Raw genomic sequence first — 17,071 nt, 5'->3', positions numbered from 1 at the left:
ACATATATGAAGAGAATAGTATTATTTGGGGACTCGACCATGATGGGATTTCGTGATGGCAAGGCTAAAGATACCCTAGCCAAGAGCATCCGGAAGGACTTTCCTGGCCATGAAGTCATTAACATGTCGATTGCAGACTATAAAACCAATAATGCTATGACACGAGTTGAACGAGTTAAACGATTAAATCCTCAGGTTGTCATCTTGGGATTTGGCGTCAATGATATTTCTATCGACGACGAAATCAAACCGGGCAAATTTGCCGCAAATCTGACTAATATCATCACTACTTTGGGAGCCGATAAAGTTGTTTTGGTGTCTCCTCCATACATCGATTGGATCAAAAATCCTAGTCGCCCATGGACTAGACAGTTGCAATTTGAATTAGTTACCGAACACATCAGTAAACAATTAGACGTATTGTATGTCGATATTTTACACGATATGGCTAATAATGCTAACTTAGACGAGTTATTACAAGCAGACGGTTTGCACTTTACTGACCAAGGTTATAATCTCTTAGAAGACGAGTTAATACCAGAAATTAAAGCCACACTAGCCAAGCATCCCACGTTAGTGTCGAACTAAAGGAGCACTTTATGGATTTAAATATTCCACAAAAATATTTTATTTTATCGTGTAACGAAAAAGGTAGTATTCGTATTTTTAAGAATACCAGACGACGTGCTTACTTAGCCGAAAGTTCATTTTTCGACTTAGCACTGAATGATATTATCGACTTAACTGACAACAGTGTCATCATTAATAAGGTTTTACCTGACGACAAAACATATCTAAACGAATTTTTCCAAATCATCAACAAGAACCAAGGCAAAAGCGTCACTCACGTTTTACGAGCAATGGCTACTAACGAAAAAATCACTCGGACGATCTATAACGAAATCGGTGATTCCTTAGTTAACAAAGTCGACGTAACTAAAGCGGTGACTGGCTTAGTGTTCAAAACTAACAACTACTTGCCTAACCGGAGTATCAAACGCGAATTAGTCGCTGACCTGCGAAAGGAAATTCTAACTGCCGAAAAGATCTCACCTGAGGCCTTTGCCCTATTAGCAACCTTGCATGGCAACCACGACTTGAAGTTCTACTTCTCACAATTCGAGCAGAAACAATTGAAAGATAAGATGGACTTGTACCAAAACGATCCTACTTATGAGAAGCTATTTGAACTTTCCAAACGTTTGAATCGGGTTACTTTGACGTTGCTAAGCTGATTGATTGTAGTGGTTCACTGCCGTCGTCCGTTCGGCAATATCGGGGCTGGAACGCTGCGAACTCGTTTGAAACCAATTTAAAGTTCAAAATTGTTTCCAAATCGAGCAGTTTTCTAAGTTGGTAAAAGTCACCAACTAAGAAAATACCGCGGCTGAGCTCCGAATTGCTCTCGCTCCCGACTAATGTTTTACTTAAACTGAATATTATGAAAAAAATAAAGTCTATATTAACTGGAATAATAATCCGGTCAATATAGACTTTTTTTGTTTTAAAATCAATTACATATTATTAATAAACAATACTCTAGTCTGGAATGGAATTCTGGTGGATGCTCAGCCGTGGTAGTCTCTTGGCTGGCGTTCTTTGCCAGGTTAGAGACAGACAAGCTTGGAAACAATTCGTAGAATTGGTTCGAAGTTGCTCTCACAGCGTTCCAGCAATCCACCAGAATTTCATGGAAGACGGCAGTGAACAACGCCACCGCTGCTTAAACGTCCTGTTCAACTTCGTAATATTGTTCAGGCACTCGTTGCAACAATTGAGACAATTCGCCGATCGAAGTAATTGTCAATTTGTGCATTGCTCGAGAAGCAATTGTATAAACTAACTGTTGTTCATCTTCGTCGAACTTGTCTTTAGAAGCATCCCACATAATGACTGCATCAAATTCTAGACCCTTGGCCAAGAATGATGGCAAGACGATCGTACCGGCTGCCAACCGTTGGTTTTCGGAACGAATCAAAGTCGAAGCTACATTGTTGGCTTTGAGTAGATCGTGCAAGTGTTCTGCATCTTCCAACGTTTTGGCAATGATAGCTGTGGTGTAATTGTGCTGGTCATTTTCCTTCAATTGATTGATAACTTGTTGAACTGATTCGGTTTCATTTTTAGCCATCAACAGATTTGGCAGATCACCCATTCGATTGAACGGCTCGATTCTTTGACCATTCGTCAAAATAGCTTTGGTAAATTCAGTGATCTGTTTAGTTGAACGATATGAGTGAACTAACTGGACAACTTTAGTCTCGTCGGCATCAAAGAGCGTTTGAGCTTCGGAAAGCAAGGTTTGACTATTGTTCTTCGTAAAGATCGATTGATTCAAGTCGCCCAACATCGTGTAACGTGCTCTTGGGAACTTGTATTTCATATAAGCTAATTGGAACGGTGTGTAATCTTGAATTTCATCCATGAAGACGAATTTCATGTCGAGTTCGCCGTGCTTGCCAGTTACCAAATCATATAAGTAGAGATAAGGGCTGAGATTATTCATCGAAATTTGTTTTTGATTGAAGTTTTGAACAAAATTATCAACATATTGATCCCACTGTTCGGGAGTTATGTCATATTTATTCAAATCGACGATCTTAGGCACAGCTTTCAAAAAGTTCAAATAATTGGCAGCTACATTCAAGAAACGAGCGTGTTTGATGTTTTTGTGAACGCCTTGCAACATTGTTGTTACGATTTTACGAGCTAAGAATTTCTTCTCTTCGTCACCGTTTTTGAACTCTTGATCAGCCGTCGTATAAAGAGCTTGCAACTGTTCCTTACTCAAATTTTCGATTCGTTCAGATACCCAATTAGTCCGCATTTCGGCACCGATCTTACGGTGCAGCATTTTGATCAAGCGGTCCACGGTAGCGTCAAGTCGGTTACCCAAATTGTATTGTGAGCCATAACTGTAATAAATTTCTTGGATCTTTTCCTTAGGAATAAAGACTTTGCCTTGGAATTTAATGTTTTTGAATGACACGCCACTCTGATTGAGCAACTTGCTGTAATTAGTCAAAATCTTGAAGAATTCAACATCGGAGACGAACTTGCTGACATTCTTGCTGTCGGCATCGACTACGGTTTCAAATTGGTCAGAAAGACTCTCCACTTTCAAGTTAGGCAATCGGCGGGCCAAAAATTGTTTGTATGTCATCTGGACCATATTTTGTTCACCCATTTCCGGCAAAACATCTTTGATATAGTCGTTGAACAATGAGTTAGGCGAGAACATGACAACTTGACTAGATGTCAACGTACCACGATAACGGTAAAGCAAGAAAGCGATTCTTTGTAAAATAGCGGATGTTTTACCCGAACCGGCGGCCCCTTGAACGAAAAGCAGCTTGGACTTCGTATCACGAATGATCTTGTTTTGCTCGCTTTGGATAGTCTTAACGATACCCTTCATGTGCGTTGAAGACTTGCCATCGAGTACTTCCAGTAGCATCTGGTCGCCAATCGTCTCTTGAGTGTCAAAATAAGCCTTGATCTTGCCATTTTCAACTAAGAATTGGCGTTTCAAGAATAAATTAACTGACTGCAAGCCATCTGGTGTCTGATATTCAACTTCGCCTAATTTTCCATCATAATAAATTGACGAAATCGGTGCCCGCCAATCATAAACTAGGAAGTGATCGTTTTTATCAGTGAATGAACTCAAACCGATATAAACTGATTCCCGTTTTGGTTCACCCTTCTCTTGGAAATCCAAACGTGCGAAGAATGGTGTCTTTTCGAGTTTTTTGAGAATTCCCAAGCGTTGACGTGATTGTTGCCAACTGTTATTTCTTTCATCTAACATTTGTTGTTGTTGATGAATCGAAAGTGCGGCATCTATTGAAATCGAGTCGCCATCCATTCCCAAATGAATGTCATCAAAAGCATCATTAATAACTTTCAAATCGTCTTCGGCCACTTCCATGTGTTCGCGGAGTCGGGTTTCAGACTTTTTGATTTTTTCAACCACATCGTCTAAATGTGCTTGTTCAATCTGTTTTTCATCTAGTTCATTAACCTTTGATTTATCTGTCATCATAACAACCTCTTAAATTAAAGTTATATAATGTTACCACTATTAATATAAGATTTCAAAATTCACGCTAAGCCACTACTATGCTCTAGAACAATAAAAGGGACGACAAATTGTCATCCCTCAAATTAATGTTTATTTTAATAAAAGTCGCATAGTTGCCCCAAAAAAGATTCCTCAATCTTATAACTTGTTAATCTAGTTTATACTAATCGGCAATTTTATACTAACAAAAAGCTTTTATTTTTTATAACTTAAATAATAAAATCCTGCAACGAAGACGATGCCACCAACAATGTTGCCCAAGTAGACTGGTACGAAGTTTTGCAAGAACAACATCCAGGTACTGCCCCCTTCAAAAATAGCTGCAGGAATAATGAAACAGTTGGCGATACTGTGTTGGAATCCGACCGCCACGAAGATCATGATGGGAAACCAAATCCCCAAAATTTTCCCAGCTGCATCCTTGGCCCCAAAAGCTAACCAAACCGCGATACCTACCAGCCAGTTACAACCGATACCGGAGACAAAAGCTGAAACAAAACTAGCATCAGTCTTAGCTTGAGCTACGGCGATAACTGCCTGTTGGAAAGGTGCTGCATGCGTCAAACCGACCACATGACCGAAGAAGTAAGCTACGAAAATAGCACCCACGAAATTGAAGAAAGTAATTACTAGCAAGTTTTTCAAGTAATCAAGCAACGAAGCCTTTTTGGAGAAAAATGACGTCCCAACCGCCATCATATTCCCAGTTGCCAATTCGCCACCAGCCAACAAAATAATAATCAAACCAATGGGAAAGACCGCTCCACCAACTAATGCTTTGACACTGGCCAAATCTTTCGGAATCGAAGCTGTCACACGAACGTAAGCCAAAAAACCAATTGAAATCATCGCTCCACCGATGAATCCCAAAATCATCTTGGCAATCATCGTCTTATGTAATTTATTGACCCCTGCCGCAATACTCTTTTGTAGAATTTCTTCCGGAGTAAACATATTAGATCTCTCTATTCATCATTTAGTGCATCCAAGATATCATCTATTAACGAACATTTCAATTACATATCGTATAATCATTCGGATAACACGTATTCACAAAAATAACGCAGTTTTTTTATAAACTGCGTTATTTTTGTGAACTATTTTGAATAATCTATTTAGTATTATTTTAAATAAAGTGTCTAATTATTAGAATCTAAGATCTTAGTCCTACTAATGTAAAACGAATGATTTAGTCTGGAATGAAGTTCTGGTGGATGCTCAGCCGTGGTAGTATCTTAGCTGGCGTACCTTGCCAACTTAGAGACAGACAAGCTTCAAAACAGGTCGTAGAGCTGGTTCGAAGTTGCTCTCACAGCGTTCCAGCAATCCACCAGAACTTCATGGAAGACGGCAGTGAACCACCTACACATACATTTTATTTTTTATCAGTATCGACCCAAGCGAATAACCCCTTGAACCAATTCCATGAATTTTCAATCGATAGTGAAGCCAAAATCAACATAGCTGGTAAAAATTGAATCAAATAACGGCTACGCCCACCTTCAAAGATCAACAGGAACATGAATCCACCAATGATGGCCAGTCGTAATGTTTGGACAATTTTGCGATTGTCATGCCAATTAAAAGCAATCACAGCCAAGAAAAAGACCCACCAAACTTGAGCAATATAGCGAAAATCGCCTAAGTACTTTCCATATAAGTAAACGAAATTACGCAACTGCCCCCGAAAACCCTTCGAGGATGGATTAGTATTGCCCCGCAAGAAGTGTCCTTCTTTGACCCAAGCAAAGGTTCCGTCAGCACTATTGTTGCGATGTTTCATAAAGAGAAATTTAACATAACCGACTGGTCCCATTTTCTTGATTCGTTGCTTCAATTTTTTCTTTGAATAAGCTACTTGGGCCTTTCGATTAGGCAACTTGGCCATCATTAAAGCATCGTTTGCGTTGTAGCCACCTTCACCGGAAACACCCATACTGATAAAGTGAATTGGTGGAATCGAACGCGAGGTATTTACTTGAATGTATTTCTCGTGCTCGATAGCGTGGTTGGTAATCATATACGTCGGCACCATGCCGATAATTACGATCAACAAAAAGATAAATTCATTGATAGCTTTGTCAGGCTGCCACTTACCTTTAAAGATATACAAGACTTCGATCAAGGCAATGGCAATAAATCCAACAATGGCTGAAGGTTTGATAAAGTACGCAAAAATCACGGTCATCCCCATCAAGGCAGCCACCGGAATCTTGAGCTTCCAAGAAAATTTGCCGTAACGCAACATGATATAAAACAGAATGTAGAGCGATACGAATGGCAAAACCCAAGTGTCAGTATATGGCACGATGATCATCGGAAAGACCATCAACCACAAACTATGCAAATAAATCGCCAAAGGAACTTTTTCGACGTCGATGAACTTTACACTGAGAAAATTAAAAATTGCTGAAATATCGACTAAGAACAACGACACAAAATCAAAGAACAGCCACGAGCGAGTATGGAACAGCAAGGCTAATTGGTGTTGCAACAACATCACCGGCGTATTGTTGGGGTTCAATGAATAGTAGCCCCGCATTTCGGCATTGTTAGGATCGAATAACGCCTGATGCAACGCTCCAGCATCGAAACCAATCGCTGGATGGACGTTCAACATAAAGATCAGCTGCCAAATAATCGTCAAGCCAAAAATGATCAATGAAGTTTTCAGACGATTATCGATAAAGATGAATTTCAAAAAATCCATAAACGACTCGTAAGTGAAAAAACAGATAAAAATCACCACTGCAGTAATGATAAATACGGTCGTATACATCGTCGTTCCAGCTCCGGTGACACTATTATCGCCAAGAATCAGATTAGGCGACGTGATGGCATAGTAAAACGTCAATAGAAACAAGAAGTAGAACAAATACTTTACTATCCGGCTGCCGATCGTAAAAAGTTTCTCTCTCATTGGCCGCTCCACTGATCCAAGGTCATACAGTAAAATCTAGTTGGCGATTCACCGATTTCCAAACGTGTCAAAACAGCATTGCTCTTGCGTAAAATATTGGAAATGACTTCAAAGAAATAAGTCGTCAAATTTTCCAAAGTTGGATTTATCCGGTCAAATGGCGGTACTTCATTCAAAAACTTGCCAGAAACTCGAGCGGAAACTTCCTTCAATTCAGCTTCAATAGCGTTGAATGGCACCATGCAGTCATTGTTGACGTGGATCTCACAAATAACGGCCCACGTATGCATATGTTCCTTACCGATACCACCTTCCCAACGGACAGCGTGACTGGCATTAATATATGAAGTTAATTTGTAAGTATTATAAGTGCGATAAGTAGGTTGAAAATTTTCTGGATTTAATGCTTTTCTCCTTTTAAATTATGAATATCTCTGCGAACGATTTCTTGGGCGTTTTCCGATTCCTTCTTGAAACTCAAAGAGTTCCACTGTTTGTCAGCATTAGAAATATTGATCGAACCGATCAGACGGAACCATGAACAAATGAAGTTGTACATTGGCAATGTAAAAGCCACCCAACCCATTTTTGCATAGAAACGTCCTTCATTCTCGAACTTATCCAGCAACATTCTGACGCACAAGAAATTGACCGCCGAAACGGAAATGTAGAGAAAATAAATAATGACATACGATAATCCTAAAATAACTGGCGAATAACGTAGAAACAGCAAGACGAAACTGGCGAACAGCCAAATCATCTTTGGAAAAATAAACGTGTGGTCGATCATCATTCGTCTGACTAAAAAGTTACTGAAGAAATCTTTGATACTCGAACTATTGCGCATATACTCTTGAGCAACTTCCAACTCCCCACGTTACCAACGTTGTCTCTGACGATACAATTCATCCAGATTGCTGATGGGATCAATGTAAAAAATAGCGTCGCTGCAGATCAAGACTTTTTGCTTCAAACGGTCTCTGATCTGAAAAGTCATTTCGGTATCTTCACCCAATGTCTGAGTGTCGTACATGAACGTCTTCATCAAAGTAGATTTGCGAAAAGCTGAGAAAGCTCCCGACATAGTAAAGATTTGATCATTATAAGACTCGATCACTCTTCCGGACAAAAAAGCTTGAGCATACTCAAAGTATTCATTTTGACGCAACAATTTTAACATTGGCTTTTTAGTTCGCTTGATCATATCTTTTCGAAGCAAGATCGTACCGGTCATTGCGGAAATATCGAGGTGATTTTCGAATTTCAAAACCATATTCATCAAAGCATCTTGCTGCAACGTTCCGTCACTGTCGATATTAATAATATAAGTTCCAATCGACTGATAGATAGCGGCATTCAAAGCATTAGCTTTCCCCTTTTTCGTCCGCATCAACTGCATGTTGAGACCAAAGTCCGTCTGAGCTCGGGCAAATTCGCCAAAACTATTATCAGTACTCTGATTATCAGAAATAATAACTTGGATCAAATTGCTCGGATAATTGGAATCTTTGATCGACTTTACGCAGTTATAAAGTGTCTTCTCCGAATTATAAACGGGGACGATCACGGTAATAAACGGTAATTTCATTGGTATTTTTTCGACTTCTGGATGTCGATTTCTGAGCATCAAAATAAACGCTGAAACAAACGCTGGGATTATTTCAACGACAATTGGAATTAAGATCCACGTTAACCAGAAGCCCATTTGCCGAACAGTCAAATACCAAAAATATTTCATGCCCGTTTTACCCTTTCCTTAAAGTTTTTATACATTCCTCGAGACAATCGAGAATAAGTAAAGACGTTGTAATATAGCGCAATAACTAAGATGTAGAACACGATGCGGCCAATAATCGTATGAGCCAAGTAAAACATTGAAGCCCCACCGACATGCACCATTATGATAACGATCATTAGTCGGATCACATTTGATAAATAGATCCACAACAATCCTAAAATCAAATAGAAGACTTTTTCCTTACGAGAATACATCGGATAAAATGCTAACAAACTAGCAAAGGCGGTCGTTTCAATAATTCCTGAACATTCATAGTCAATCGTCATCATGACCGGATTCAAATTATTATTGATGTATACCAAACCATACTTTGCATAGGTCGTTGCCATGTGTGTCACTCCACTCAAAAGGGAGACCCCATTGATCACGGCGTGCGTAAAAAACCAGATCCAATACGGCGTACTGACAGCCATTAAAATAAAAAACATTCCGACACTACCGACGATAAAAGAAAATGCTGTCAGTTTTGCTCTTTTTAAGACTGACAGCATATATATCCAAATGATAATGCCCAAAAGTAAGTAGCTATTCATGTAGAGATTTCCTCAATTCACTTATCTTTGGTATTTTAATGATTCCAAACATTGCAATCGCTAAACCACTAATTGCTAAAATAACCGGTCCGGTACTGCCACCTTCAGTAGTCAAAGTTTGATTACCCAAATTACCATTGTGCATAGTTACCTTTTGACTAGTTGTACTGACAGCTTTTAAGTCAGAGAAAGGAATCTCAAATTCCATTTTGTCAGTACTTCCATTATTAATGGTAGGATCGTCATTATTTCTGACTCTAGAAATATAAGCTTTGGCGTTTGGCAAAATCTCGTTGACTCCGCCGCCCGTATTATCTTGTTCATAGGCCCAAATTTTCACAGCCCGTTTTTCATTTATCTGCAAATTATAGGGATCTTGAATGGTTAGCCAAAATAGTTTGTCACCAACTCTCAGTTCATAGCCAGCAGGTTGTAAATTTTTGTAACCATTACCATGATTAGGAGACATATTCAGATAAAAATAAATATTCTTACCATCTGCTAACAATGCTTCATGCTTGATGTTGTATCTGTCATCATTCGATTGAATATCGGTCTTCTTCTTGTCAGCCCAATCAGAAAAATTACCATCGATCTTGATACCATAATCATTATCAGCTGCTTGCACGGTCGTAGTTCCACCGAAGATAGTCAAACCAATTAAAAACATCAATAAACAATATAATTTACGCATGATATCCCCCCAATTAAGATTGTCTTATACATATACCATTATAGTTCAAAATGTATATTCTAATCTAAATAAGTCAGATTTCAGCAATAAATTAATACTTTTCATATTTAATGACATTAATTTTTCATTAATTTGATTTTTTCCTTTTGGTAATGCCAAAAACTGCTAATGAGGCAATGACTAGACCAATTACTGCCAAAATGATTGGTCCCGTGCTGCCACCTTCAGTTGTCACTGTTTGGTTACCTAATAATGGTGTATACATAGTTATTTTTTGTTCCGTAGTTGGTGACAGACCTAAGTCCGAGAACGGAATTCGACATTCCATTTTGGCATACTCTTTACCGTTTTTGACATAGCGATGGATTATTGCCGGTGAATGGGTCAAATTTTTACCATGAGATGTATTCTGCAACAGAACTTTTTTACTGCCATTAGCTGGAATATTATCTGCTTCCTTAATATAAATAACCGATCTAACATTACCGACGATCAATTCATAATCATTCACTTGCATCGGATAATTGTCCTTGCCACTTAGAGACATCGTTATGTAGTAGTAGATATTTTTTCTATCAGCTAACAAAACCTCACCTTTTACAACATCGGTTGGCCAATCGTTTTGGATCGGTGTCTTTTTGAATTGCTTCCAATCATCAAATTTTCCGTCGATTTTAATGCCGAATTGATTATTAACATCGTTGGTAGCTGCCTTGACCGTCGTCGACATCCCACAATCAACTAATCCTAAAACAACTAAAATTGCGACAAATAATTTACGCATAGTTCCCCCATAATTGATAAATATTCGATTTTTACTAAAATTTATCTATACCATTCAAACGTACTCTCTATAAATTATTTAGTCAATATTATTAGTAGATTTATATTATATTGTGACAACTTACTTTGTTTAAAACAAACCTGTACTTGATTATTTATTTGTTTATTAAACATGCCGTCTTCCATGAAATTTCGATAGACGCTGGAACGCTGTGAGAGCAACTTAGATCCAATTACGGTTCAAATTGTCTCTAATCTCTAACCTGGCAAGGTACCGCTAGCTAAGAGACTTCCACGGCTGAGCATCTATCGAAATTTCATTCCAGACTAAACGGTCCTTTTTCTTTGAGGATTAGTAGATTAATAATTATCTAAAAATATTCAGTTCAATCTGATTTTCTTAATTAGTCCATTTAATAACGAAAATTAAAAAAGGATTTAACTTCTGATTATCAAAATCAAAAATTAAATCCCATTATATTTAAATATTTACTATTAAAACCATGTATCATATGTAATTTCAGCAAATACTTCATTTTTAATTTGGATTGAAATCCGGATTTCATGGAAAGCAGCAGTGAACATATATATTAATGTCCAATAAAACTGCCTATATTAATATCTCAAAAACCAAAATCCTTAAACCCTCTAGTCTGGAATGAAGTTCTGGTGGATGCTCAGCCGTGGTAGTATCTTAGCTGGCGTTCTTTGCCAGCTTAGATACAGACAAGCTTCAAAACAATTCGCAGAATTGGTTCAAAGTTGCTCTCACTGCGTTCCAGCATCCACCAAAACTTCATGGAAGGCGGCAGTGAACACATATCAAATCATATTTACTGATGTTCAATAAAACTGCCTATATCAATATCTCGAAAACCAAAATCCTTAAACCCTCTAGTCTGGAATGAAGTTCTGGTGGATGCTCAGCCGTGGTAGTATCTTAGCTGGCGTTCTTTGCCAGCTTAGATACAGACAAGCTTCAAAACAGGTCGTAGAGCTGGTTCGAAGTTGCTCTCACTGCGTTCCAGCCTCCACCAGAACTTCATGGAAGACGGCAGTGAACCAATCCAATCCAATTCAATTCAATTTAATCAATCATCATCAATCGATCAGCATTCAGAATTTTGAACTCATTGTTGCTTATTTTTTGAATCATTCCTTGTTTAGCCAAAGAAGTCAGCTTGCGACTAATCGTCTCCGGCGTTGTTCCCAAATAAGTAGCAATATCTTTTTTCTTCAAAGGTAAAGTAAAGACCGTCTTATCTAAACCTGCGCTAGTCTCCAATAAATAGTTGGCCAAACGACTTTCAACACTAGAAGTCGTAACTTCAGTTGTCTGTTGTTCCAATTGAGCGACCCGACGTCCCAAGGCATTGACCATGTTCACAGCCAACTCCGGAGTCTCTTGCATCAACTTTTGGAAATCTTGACGAGATATTTGGCAAACATCTGTATCCATTAAGGCTTGAGCAAAACTGTTGTGATCAGAATTGGCGAACAAAGCAGCTTCGCCATCGAAATCACCTGTTTGTAAAATCCGTAGCATTTGTTCTTTGCCATTGGCTGCCATTTGAAATACTTTCGCTTGTCCGTGAGCTAAAATCAGCAAGGAGTCAGCAGCATCACCAGCTGTGAAGAGATATTCACCACTCTTATAATGGTGATCCGTTACTAAAGTTGCCACGGTCTCTAAATCTGTTTCGGATAAGTTTTGAAAGATCGTTACTAATTCTACACAATCCTCAGCTGTGTGGTCATGCGCTAACTTTGCCATTCTATTACTCCTTAGTCGAAATCTTCGTCATCTTCCTCTTCAAAACCTTCACGAGCACTCTTACCTAGCAAGGCCTGATAGATTCTGATTTGGTGGTTATTGAAACCTAATAGTTGGACTAAAACTTGCGCCATGAAAGGACGATCTTCGTTCTCAGCCAACTTGATGGCCCGTGTAACGAACATGTTGTCAGTGTTGAAATCATTAACGACGGTTTGAAGCATATCTTCAGCACTCATGTACTTGTTCTTACCATCTTCTTCGATCATGGCATAGTCAGTATATTCCTTCATTGTTGATGGTGGCAATTCGCCTTCGTCCAACAATTCATCGGCAATTTTATCATACCAAGCATTGTTTTCGTCAATTGTTTGATTCAAAACTGCCTTGTAGTTTTCAGCGTTAGCACCTTTAACGAACCACTTGATTTGATGCAACTTGATGTTCAAAAGGAAATGATTGGAAACGATGTGGCCAGTCATTGCTCCTGCGGTTGGTTTGTGGTGGTCGGCATCGGCTTGTTTTTGTTCTGCCGCAAATTTTTCATCGATTGTTAATTCTGTCATTAGGCAATCTCCTTAACTTTTGTCTTTAATACTTCATATCCTAGATCTGTAATTACAGCGCTCAATTTATCAGCTGATGTTTTGCTTTCATCAATATCTGCTCTAACTTTACCAGCATTGAAGAGAACCTTGACGTTTGAAACGCCGTCTTGATTTTCAACGGCCTTTTGAATTTTTGTCATACATGATGGGCATGTGAGTGCTCCTAATTGTAAAATAACTTTTGCCATAATTGATTCCTCCATATTTCTTAAAACATTGCTAGTGAAGTCTCGGAATACTCACGAGCTATAAATGTTTCAAACTTGAAGCACTTATAGCTCGCAAGTAATCCTTTGAGATCACTTGCTCAACTAACTTACAAATACTATCTTACTTAGTTTGCTGTTTTAAGAACTTGATCTGTATCAAGTTTTTGCGATTTATTTCCAATTAATCTCATTGCGTTGAAAATAACTACTAGAATACTTATTTCGTGAACGAACATTCCACTACCCATGTGGATAACGCCTACGATCAAACCGAGTAATAGTAAAGCTACGGTACCAACGGCAATGATGATATTTTCTTTAGTATTCGCAACTGTCTTCTTAGCCAAAACATACGCGTGTGCCAAAGCGTCGAAACTTGATTTAACAAGAATAATATCGGCTGTTTCAATCGCAACGTCGGTTCCGGTACCCATTCCGATACCAATATCAGCTGTGGCAAGTGAAGGACTATCATTGATACCATCACCAACGAAAGCTACGGTACTGCCTTGTTCTTGGAACTTCTTAACGTAAGTAACTTTATCTTCGGGTAATAGTTCAGCGTGAACTTCATCGATCGGTAGACGGTCGGCCACACGTTGAGCGGCAACTTTGTTGTCACCAGTCAACATAACGATTCGTTTCAAACCAGCGTCTTTCAAAGCTTGCAAACCTTCTCTGGCATCGGATCTCAGTTGATCATTGACACCAACGACTAGACGAAGTTCTTGATCGACTGCCATGAGAACGACTGAATCACCATCGTTCATACGTTTGTTGATGGCAGCTTTTTGTTCTGCAGAAATTTTTACATTGTTAGCTTTCATTAAACGTTCATTACCAACTAAAATCTTGAAGTCGTCATTTTGGCCCATCAATCCTTGGCCTTTAACAGTATCTAATTCTGGTAAAGCAGGTGTCTCTGTAATATTTTGGTCGGCAACATATTTAACGATTGCTTGACCGAGTGGATGATCAGAAGTTTTTTCCACAGCGGATAACATTGCTAAGTTTTCTGTTTTATCGCCAAAGTTATCCACATCCGTAACGCTCATTTTACCGGTCGTTAATGTACCTGTTTTATCAAGCACTAAAGTATCCACATGTGAAAAACTATTTACGGCATTTCCACCTTTCATCAAAATACCGTTTTTAGCACCATTACCGATTCCGGCAACGTTTGAAACTGGTGCACCGATAACCAAAGCACCAGGGCATCCTAAAACTAGAACGGTGATAGCTAATGGGAAGTCACGAGTGATAGCCCAAACTAAAATACCAATGACCAAAACTGCAGGTGTATAGTATGTCGCAAATTTATCAATAAAACGGGCGGCAGGTGATTGACTGTCTTGAGCTTCTTCAACTAATTCGATAATTTTACCGAAAGTTGTATCTTCACCAACTGAAGTTGTTTCAACGGTAATTGTTCCGTTATCAGTTAGTGAACCCGCGAAGACCTTGTCGCCAATACCTTTTTTAACTGGAGTCGATTCACCAGTGATTGAAGCTTCATTCATATAACCTGTTCCGGAAATGATTTTGCCATCGACAGGAATTTGGCCACCTGGTTTAACTAAAACGCGGTCCCCTTCGTCCAAATCATCAACGTCTACTGTTTCAGTCGTTCCATCTTCATTGACTAATTCAGCGGTTGTTGGAGCCATTTTGGTCAAACTTTTAACAGAAGAACGAGTCTTTTCCAAAGTCTTTTGTTCCAAGAAATTACCGAACAAGAATAGGAATGTTACTACGGCTGATTCTTCATATTCACCGATGATGAAAGCACCAATAACAGCGATCGTTACTAATAGTTCAATACTAATAACTTTATTCTTCAAAGCTGAAATAGCGTGCAGTGCCACCGGAATGGCACCGATAATACTAGCAATGATCATCGCCCCAGTCGCTACTATGGGAGCTTTGATCAGATAATCACTGACTAGACTTAATGCAATCAAGACGGCGATGGCAGCCGTCATTTTATTTTGATGTTTAGAAATCCATATATTTAATTTAATCATCTGTTTTACCTCGCTTCGTTTACAAGACATATTCTAGCGGGATACCCCATTTTAAAAATTGATGTGCATCAAGTTTTGGGGATTAATTCATTATTCTTATAAAGAATTGCTAAAACATATTAAATTTCAAAAAAAAACAGAAACCACAAATTTATGGTTTCTGTTTTTCATTTTCTATTTTTTCACGTTTATTCAAATATCTTTTTAACGGTGGATAAATCTTATTAGCGATTGCTTCAGCGATGATAAAGCCGATTGCCAACGACATCCCGACGGTCAAAGCTTTGATAAATCCATAGGCAGCTAAATTATCCATTCCCAAAGTGAACTTTTTCATACTGTCATAAATGATGGCTCCGGGCACTAATGAGACCAAACATGGGACGTAAAAAATATTAACTGGGGCGCGCACTAAAATTGCAAAAAGATTTCCCAACAGGCCGATGACGACTGCTCCCATCAAATTAGGCATGATCAAACCGTGATTATACCAACCTACGATGATGTAGACGATCCACGACAAAGCTCCCACCAGACCGGCTGGAATCAAAGTTCTTCGCGGATTATTGGTGATGATGCCGAATCCTACACTGGAAAGGAATCCGAATACAAATCCATAAATTAATTGCATTATCATAGATTCCACCTCCTAAAAGAACCATTGGGTAACGATTTCGCCGACAATCACGCCACTACCAATAGCAATCCCTGATATTACAGCATCAGTTGCCCGAACCAATCCTGAAATAGTATTTTTTTCGATAATTTCTCGCAATGAGTTGGTCATCGGAACCCCTGGTACCAAAGGCATCAAGGCTCCAATAATGACATTGTTAGCATCCGTCGCGATCCCTTGGGCTCCTGTGGTATGCGCCAAAATGCTGATCACAAAACTACCCACGGCAACCGCAATATAAGGAATTTTGGAATGATGACTGACGATTTGCGAAGCCAAATAGCCAGCAATACCAATTAAAAAAGCTAACACGAAATCTCCCCAAGTTTCCTTAAATAACAACATTGGCGGCATGGAGACTAAACCTGCACCGATACATTTGGTCACCCAAGTGAAATCTTTTTTCTCAAACTCCACTCGATCAACTTCATCTTTTAATTGATCATAAGTGATTTTCCGTTGGGAAAACTCCCTCGACAAGGTATTGATTTCATCAACTTTTTGCAAATTGAAATCACCAACTCGGACTTTAAAGATTCGCGTTCTCTTTTCTGAACTAACAAAAATACCAGTCATTGTAGCGTGACAAACGACTGGTAAATCCGCGGCCCTACCGATATATTCAACGGTATTTTCGACTCGAGAAGTCTCGGCTCCGTTTTCCAACAGAATTCTTCCCACACGGCCGCATAACGTAACGACATCTCGCTCACTGCTTTTCACCAAGGTGGCATTCCCCCAACAGCAAATTTTATTATTAGAATATTATTAACACATTTCTTAATGTAAAAAAACTAGAGAGTGAAACAAACTTGATCAGATTCTGAGCAATTGCCTAAACCTGAAAATTATCTGCCTGGTTTTGGTAGATAATTTTTAGGTTGTAGCAATGCACAGGAATCTAGTTTGTGGAACTCGTTTCAAACAACCTAAGATTAGTTCTAAGTAAAGATTAAACTCTTTACTTA

The 17,071-nt window shown here is 38.8% G+C and carries 14 protein-coding genes and 2 pseudogenes; 2 read left to right on the top strand and 14 right to left on the bottom strand.

Translation table 11 applies throughout. From position 1 onward, the window contains the following. The first annotated feature begins 6 nt into the window (after window positions 1-6). The gene (locus tag FD29_RS08905) at window positions 7-588 is read left to right on the top strand and encodes an SGNH/GDSL hydrolase family protein (RefSeq protein WP_083477830.1); all 582 of its coding nucleotides are present in this window, start codon (window positions 7-9) and stop codon (window positions 586-588) included. Window positions 589-599: 11 nt separating this feature from the next. Further along, window positions 600-1,235 carry a GPP34 family phosphoprotein gene (locus FD29_RS08900; RefSeq protein WP_057888589.1) on the top strand — a complete coding sequence of 212 codons (636 nt, stop codon included), beginning with the start codon at window positions 600-602 and terminating at the stop codon, window positions 1,233-1,235. Window positions 1,236-1,723: 488 nt separating this feature from the next. On the opposite strand, the gene helD is transcribed toward FD29_RS08900, so the two are convergent. The 14 genes and pseudogenes from helD to FD29_RS08830 form a co-directional block, all read right to left on the bottom strand. Next, window positions 1,724-4,042 carry an RNA polymerase recycling motor HelD gene (gene helD, locus FD29_RS08895; RefSeq protein ID WP_371862726.1) on the bottom strand — a complete coding sequence of 773 codons (2,319 nt, stop codon included), beginning with the start codon at window positions 4,040-4,042 and terminating at the stop codon, window positions 1,724-1,726. Between the two features lie 237 nt (window positions 4,043-4,279). After that, complete coding sequence (locus FD29_RS08890) at window positions 4,280-5,038, bottom strand: formate/nitrite transporter family protein (RefSeq protein WP_057888587.1); 759 nt, start codon at window positions 5,036-5,038, stop codon at window positions 4,280-4,282. Window positions 5,039-5,459: 421 nt separating this feature from the next. Further along, on the bottom strand, window positions 5,460-7,004 hold the full coding sequence (locus FD29_RS08885; RefSeq protein WP_057888586.1) for a TIGR03766 family XrtG-associated glycosyltransferase: 1,545 nt from the start codon (window positions 7,002-7,004) through the stop codon (window positions 5,460-5,462). Beyond that, window positions 7,001-7,351 (bottom strand): annotated as a pseudogene (locus FD29_RS08880) (6-carboxytetrahydropterin synthase); the annotation flags it as partial. The pseudogene FD29_RS08880 and the gene FD29_RS08885, both read right to left, overlap by 4 nt. A 53-nt stretch (window positions 7,352-7,404) precedes the next feature. Beyond that, window positions 7,405-8,742, bottom strand: a pseudogene (locus tag FD29_RS11845) (TIGR03111 family XrtG-associated glycosyltransferase). Further along, complete coding sequence (gene xrtG, locus FD29_RS08870; protein WP_057888585.1) at window positions 8,739-9,335, bottom strand: exosortase family protein XrtG; 597 nt, start codon at window positions 9,333-9,335, stop codon at window positions 8,739-8,741. Before xrtG ends, FD29_RS11845 begins: the two are co-directional and overlap by 4 nt. Beyond that, complete coding sequence (locus tag FD29_RS08865) at window positions 9,328-10,029, bottom strand: Firmicu-CTERM sorting domain-containing protein (protein WP_057888584.1); 702 nt, start codon at window positions 10,027-10,029, stop codon at window positions 9,328-9,330. Before FD29_RS08865 ends, xrtG begins: the two co-directional genes overlap by 8 nt. Window positions 10,030-10,156: 127 nt before the next feature. Beyond that, window positions 10,157-10,813 (bottom strand): Firmicu-CTERM sorting domain-containing protein, encoded by a 657-nt coding sequence (locus FD29_RS08860; protein ID WP_057888583.1) that lies wholly within the window; start codon window positions 10,811-10,813, stop codon window positions 10,157-10,159. A 1,086-nt stretch (window positions 10,814-11,899) separates the two neighbouring features. Continuing rightward, a complete protein-coding gene (locus FD29_RS08855) occupies window positions 11,900-12,586 on the bottom strand; it encodes a Crp/Fnr family transcriptional regulator (protein ID WP_057888582.1) in 687 nt (228 codons plus the stop codon). A gap of 11 nt (window positions 12,587-12,597) precedes the next feature. Further along, window positions 12,598-13,152: a ferritin-like domain-containing protein gene (locus FD29_RS08850; protein ID WP_057888581.1), complete on the bottom strand. Its 555-nt coding sequence runs from the start codon at window positions 13,150-13,152 to the stop codon at window positions 12,598-12,600. Further along, entirely contained in the window at window positions 13,152-13,382 is a 231-nt protein-coding gene (locus tag FD29_RS08845) for a heavy-metal-associated domain-containing protein (protein ID WP_057888580.1), read from the bottom strand. The genes FD29_RS08850 and FD29_RS08845 overlap by 1 nt, the downstream gene beginning before the upstream one ends. Before the next feature lie 146 nt (window positions 13,383-13,528). Beyond that, entirely contained in the window at window positions 13,529-15,424 is a 1,896-nt protein-coding gene (locus FD29_RS08840; protein ID WP_057888616.1) for a heavy metal translocating P-type ATPase, read from the bottom strand. Window positions 15,425-15,578: 154 nt separating this feature from the next. Next, a complete protein-coding gene (locus tag FD29_RS08835; RefSeq protein ID WP_083477828.1) occupies window positions 15,579-16,064 on the bottom strand; it encodes a threonine/serine exporter family protein in 486 nt (161 codons plus the stop codon). Between the two features lie 12 nt (window positions 16,065-16,076). Next, on the bottom strand, window positions 16,077-16,829 hold the full coding sequence (locus tag FD29_RS08830; protein WP_057888579.1) for a threonine/serine exporter family protein: 753 nt from the start codon (window positions 16,827-16,829) through the stop codon (window positions 16,077-16,079). Window positions 16,830-17,071: the final 242 nt, after the last annotated feature.

It is taken from the genome of Companilactobacillus mindensis DSM 14500 (assembly GCF_001434275.1).
GTDB classification, from domain to species: domain Bacteria; phylum Bacillota; class Bacilli; order Lactobacillales; family Lactobacillaceae; genus Companilactobacillus; species Companilactobacillus mindensis.
Note: the sequence above shows the minus strand (reverse complement) of the source record. Positions and strands in the feature narration are given on the sequence as shown.

Coding starts and splice junctions, on each gene's coding strand:
- FD29_RS08855 (WP_057888582.1), bottom strand. CDS start 12,586: ATGGCAAAGTTAGCGCATGACCACACAGCTGAGGATTGTGTAGAATTA.
- FD29_RS08850 (WP_057888581.1), bottom strand. CDS start 13,152: ATGACAGAATTAACAATCGATGAAAAATTTGCGGCAGAACAAAAACAA.
- FD29_RS08835 (WP_083477828.1), bottom strand. CDS start 16,064: ATGATAATGCAATTAATTTATGGATTTGTATTCGGATTCCTTTCCAGT.
- FD29_RS08905 (WP_083477830.1), top strand. CDS start 7: ATGAAGAGAATAGTATTATTTGGGGACTCGACCATGATGGGATTTCGT.
- FD29_RS08885 (WP_057888586.1), bottom strand. CDS start 7,004: ATGAGAGAGAAACTTTTTACGATCGGCAGCCGGATAGTAAAGTATTTG.
- FD29_RS08890 (WP_057888587.1), bottom strand. CDS start 5,038: ATGTTTACTCCGGAAGAAATTCTACAAAAGAGTATTGCGGCAGGGGTC.
- helD (WP_371862726.1), bottom strand. CDS start 4,042: ATGACAGATAAATCAAAGGTTAATGAACTAGATGAAAAACAGATTGAA.
- FD29_RS08845 (WP_057888580.1), bottom strand. CDS start 13,382: ATGGCAAAAGTTATTTTACAATTAGGAGCACTCACATGCCCATCATGT.
- FD29_RS08865 (WP_057888584.1), bottom strand. CDS start 10,029: ATGCGTAAATTATATTGTTTATTGATGTTTTTAATTGGTTTGACTATC.
- xrtG (WP_057888585.1), bottom strand. CDS start 9,335: ATGAATAGCTACTTACTTTTGGGCATTATCATTTGGATATATATGCTG.
- FD29_RS08860 (WP_057888583.1), bottom strand. CDS start 10,813: ATGCGTAAATTATTTGTCGCAATTTTAGTTGTTTTAGGATTAGTTGAT.
- FD29_RS08900 (WP_057888589.1), top strand. CDS start 600: ATGGATTTAAATATTCCACAAAAATATTTTATTTTATCGTGTAACGAA.